This window comes from Pseudomonas fluorescens, assembly GCF_000968015.1.
Taxonomy (GTDB): domain Bacteria; phylum Pseudomonadota; class Gammaproteobacteria; order Pseudomonadales; family Pseudomonadaceae; genus Aquipseudomonas; species Aquipseudomonas fluorescens_W.
Genome location: NZ_LACH01000105.1, coordinates 1 through 3,863 on the forward strand (window position 1 = coordinate 1; position 3,863 = coordinate 3,863).

Here is a 3,863-nt window from a genome sequence, read left to right on the forward strand (position 1 = left end):
CATGCGCTACATCCGCCCGGGTCGCATCGGTGAAATCTCCGTGGTCGGCGTGCTGTTGCTGCTCGGTTCGATCTGGCTCGGCGGGCAGATTGCCGCTGATCCGGTCTGGGCCAAGGCCTTTACTTTCACCGGGATCCAGATCACCTGGATGCTGATTGGCTACGGTTTCGTTGCCGCGGTATTGCCGGTGTGGCTGATTCTGGCCCCGCGCGACTATCTGTCGACCTTCCTCAAAATCGGCACCATCGTGGCCTTGGCGATCGGCATTCTGATCACCATGCCCGACCTGAAAATGCCGGCATTGACCCAGTTCATCGACGGCACCGGGCCGGTATGGAAGGGCGGTCTGTTCCCGTTCCTGTTCATCACCATCGCCTGTGGCGCAGTCTCCGGTTTCCACGCGCTGATTGCTTCCGGCACTACGCCGAAGTTGTTGGCCAGCGAAGGCCATGCCCGGTACATCGGTTACGGCGGCATGCTGATGGAATCCTTCGTCGCCATCATGGCCATGGTCGCTGCGTCGGTGATTGAGCCGGGCGTGTATTTCGCCATGAACAGCCCGGCGGCGCTTGTCGGCTCTGACGCTGTTACGGTTGCTCAGACTGTCAGCAGCTGGGGTTTTGCAATTACCCCGGAAGCGCTGCAAGCGGTGGCCAAGGACATCGGTGAAACCACCATCCTGGCCCGTGCCGGTGGTGCGCCGACCCTGGCAGTTGGTATCGCGCAGATCCTGCACCACCTTCTGCCGGGTGAAAACACCATGGCATTCTGGTACCACTTCGCGATCCTGTTCGAGGCGCTGTTCATCCTGACGGCTGTGGACGCCGGTACCCGTGCCGGCCGTTTCATGCTGCAGGACTTGCTCGGTTCCTTCGTGCCGGCGCTGAAACGCACTGAATCCTGGACCGCCAACCTGATCGCCACCGCTGGTTGCGTGGCGATGTGGGGTTATCTGTTGTACCAGGGCGTGATCGATCCGCTGGGTGGCATCAACACCTTGTGGCCGTTGTTCGGTATTTCCAACCAGATGCTGGCCGGTATCGCGCTGATGTTGGCGACCGTTGTGCTGATCAAAATGAAACGCCAACGCTACGTCTGGGTCACCATGCTGCCCGCCGTGTGGCTGCTGATCTGCACCACCACCGCCGGCTTCATCAAGCTGTTCGAGGCCAACCCGGCGATCGGTTTCCTGGCCCTGGCCAAGAAGTACAGCGATGCGCTGGCCAACGGTCAGATCCTCGCCCCGGCGAAGAGCATCGACCAGATGCAGCACGTGATCTACAACGCCTACACCAACGCAACGCTGACCGCGCTGTTCTTGCTGGTGGTCTTCAGCATCCTGTTCTTTGCACTCAAGGTCGGTATCGCCGCCTGGGGTACTAAAGAACGTACGGATAAAGAAGCGCCATTCCAGGCACTGCCGGACGCTTGATCGAGGATTGCAGCATGTTCAATGACCTGAGTCGCCTCGGTAAATACCTCGGTCAGGCCGCGCGCCTGATGGTCGGGATGCCCGACTACGACACCTACGTCGAGCACATGCAAACCAAGCACCCGGACAAACCGGTGATGAGTTATGAGGTGTTCTTTCGGGAACGCCAGGAAGCTCGTTACGGAAGCAAGGCTGGGCCGAAGTGCTGTTGATGGTCGGTGGCAGTGATGCCACCTGAATAGGTAATAAAGAACCCGGCTGATAAAGCCGGGTTTTTTTTGCGTGAATGGCGTTGGCCGATGCGTGTTGAGTCAGCTTGCGGGGATGGTTTGGAGCGTTTCGAGGTCCAGCAGGGTGAAATAACCACGGTCCGGCCTCCAGCCACCCGTATCGATGTGAATCACATTGCCAAGGCTGACGGGCATATACAGCGGCGTATGCCCAACGACCAGTGCGCGCAGGCCTTCAATGCCATGCGTTTCCTGCTGATCGATGCGCCTTCGTGACCACATGCAATAGTGCTGCACCTCCTGCAGATGCCTGTTGCTTTCCGGCGACTCCAGTTCCATTCGCAGTTGCTGCCATGATGGAAATGGACAATCGGCGTGCACGATGCCGATCAGGCCGTGTGCCGTTTCGACTTCGATCGCGATAGGGAGCTTGGCGAACTGCGCCGCGAATGCTTGCTTCTCGACCAACGACAGGCCCGTGAACCATGAGCCCCCGTTGAGCATCCAGCTGTCGATGTCGCAGGTATCGAAATACACCACGTAGTCGTCATGGTTGCCGCGCACCGGGTGGAACCATGGTTTGTCCAGCCAATCGAGCGCGTCACGGCACTCGGGGCCGCGGTCAATCAGATCGCCAACACTGAACAGCCGATCTACCAAGCGGTTGAATCCAGCTGCCTCCAGAGCCGCTTGCACCCCCGTGAAATGGCCATGAATATCACCGATCGCGAAATCTCGGCCGGCAACATTGGCGGCGAAGTGCTTCACGCGTGACATCTCTACAGATTCGAGCATGGGAATGCCACTCCGGCAGCTCCCCAACGGGTTAGTCAGTTGAGTTTAGGCCAGAAAGTGGTACTCGACCGTTAGCGCGCCGACGGGCAGTCCTTTACCGCACCAGATCAAGCATCGTCAGAGCGAGTAGGCCGTCGCTTTGCCGAAATGGTTGTCCTGCACTCCGGCGATAAGGTGCAGAGGCATGTGTGGCGCATCCATGGATGGAACTTCGAAACTATCCACTATCTGGGTGGGGCGCTCACTCAGCACGGTCGACTCTTCGACAAGAGCCTTGGCCATTCTCGCGTGGTTCGCTGCGATTTCGTTGAGAGTTGACACGTTACATCTCCCGGTGACTGACCAAGCGCATCGCTGGCGTCCTAAGCGTTAATTAAAATGCTGTCGCGTCAGAATTACGTCGTTCTGGGGCAGCTACGAGCGTCTTCTGCAAACCTTAAGCCAGTAATAGTCAAAAAAATTGCGCAGTGTTTCTGATGCGACGAATGGTGGTGTGGCGATATTTCCTGAGCCTATAAGGCCGGGGAAAAAGGTGATTAGACGTGTCGAAGTTGTTTTGTTAAAAAAATAGGGCATGGCTGCTTTTGACGCGCCAATGCATCTCCATTCGGTTAGATGGAAATCGCCCAACATTGAGCTGGGCAACGATCAATGAGTCTGATGCCGATACAGGGATAAGTAACTGCGACTTTGGCCAACTGCTCGCGCACAGAGGCACTGGGCTCATTGATCCCCTTTCTCTTCCACAGGTTGATCCTTTCGAACGAACAACATCGCTCAGCGTTCTGCTGGTTGCTCGGGTGATGCCGCGCTGCAGTCAGCCCTTCCAGGACAAGGAAGTATCATGTGGATTTTGAAAGCAGCAGTGACTCGACCCATTGTCCGCCAATGGCTGATCGCTGCTTCTATCGGCCTTTTTGCAGTGGCGGGCGGTGCGCAGGCTCAAACCACGCCACAGGCAAACCAAGAGATAAAAGGCTTGCTGGATTTTGTGGAGCGCAGTGAGTGTCAGTTCGTGCGTAACGGCAGTGAATACCCTGGACCCCAGGCTCGGGCACATCTCGAAAAGAAGCTGAATTATCTTGAAGGCAAGAACCTGGTGAGTAGCGCAGAAGACTTCATCGATCTCGCGGCCACTAAAAGCAGCATGAGTGGCAAAGCCTATGAAGTGCGTTGCTCGACAGGCGTCCAGCCGACGAGTACCTGGCTGAAGTCGGAGCTACAGAGACAACGTCAGCACCATTGAGCCTATCCCCGAAACGATAAAGCCTGGCCCATTTGCGGAATGCTGTTGGGGTACATATCCGGTTCTGCGGTGATGGCTGATTGCGGTTTCGCTCTTACAGCGAGTCACTTTGGAAGAGCCCCAAAGTAACCAAAAGGCTTTGCCCCTCCATTCGGTGCCT

Annotated in this window: 5 protein-coding genes; 3 read left to right on the plus strand and 2 right to left on the minus strand. The window is 57.1% G+C overall.

Annotated features, from left to right (window positions below; all coding sequences use genetic code 11):
* Positions 1-1,432 (plus strand): carbon starvation CstA family protein (locus tag VD17_RS30505; RefSeq protein WP_046057078.1); only part of this gene is annotated, 1,432 nt, incomplete at its 5' end.
* 14 nt (positions 1,433-1,446) lie between these two features.
* Positions 1,447-1,644 carry a YbdD/YjiX family protein gene (locus VD17_RS30510; RefSeq protein WP_007900300.1) on the plus strand — a complete coding sequence of 66 codons (198 nt, stop codon included), beginning with the start codon at positions 1,447-1,449 and terminating at the stop codon, positions 1,642-1,644.
* A gap of 99 nt (positions 1,645-1,743) precedes the next feature.
* Here VD17_RS30510 and VD17_RS30515 read toward each other — a convergent pair whose 3' ends face one another.
* Positions 1,744-2,457: a metallophosphoesterase gene (locus VD17_RS30515; protein WP_046057079.1), complete on the minus strand. Its 714-nt coding sequence runs from the start codon at positions 2,455-2,457 to the stop codon at positions 1,744-1,746.
* Between the two features lie 117 nt (positions 2,458-2,574).
* Positions 2,575-2,778 carry a hypothetical protein gene (locus VD17_RS30520; RefSeq protein ID WP_046057080.1) on the minus strand — a complete coding sequence of 68 codons (204 nt, stop codon included), beginning with the start codon at positions 2,776-2,778 and terminating at the stop codon, positions 2,575-2,577.
* Positions 2,779-3,301: 523 nt separating this feature from the next.
* On the opposite strand from VD17_RS30520, the gene VD17_RS30525 reads away from it, so the two are divergent.
* On the plus strand, positions 3,302-3,703 hold the full coding sequence (locus VD17_RS30525) for a DUF5329 domain-containing protein (protein ID WP_046057081.1): 402 nt from the start codon (positions 3,302-3,304) through the stop codon (positions 3,701-3,703).
* Positions 3,704-3,863 lie beyond the last annotated feature (160 nt).

Bases quoted from the DNA above. Each gene is read 5' to 3' on its own strand.
- VD17_RS30510 (WP_007900300.1), top strand. From the start codon at position 1,447: ATGTTCAATGACCTGAGTCGCCTCGGTAAATACCTCGGTCAGGCCGCG.
- VD17_RS30525 (WP_046057081.1), top strand. From the start codon at position 3,302: ATGTGGATTTTGAAAGCAGCAGTGACTCGACCCATTGTCCGCCAATGG.
- VD17_RS30515 (WP_046057079.1), bottom strand. From the start codon at position 2,457: ATGCTCGAATCTGTAGAGATGTCACGCGTGAAGCACTTCGCCGCCAAT.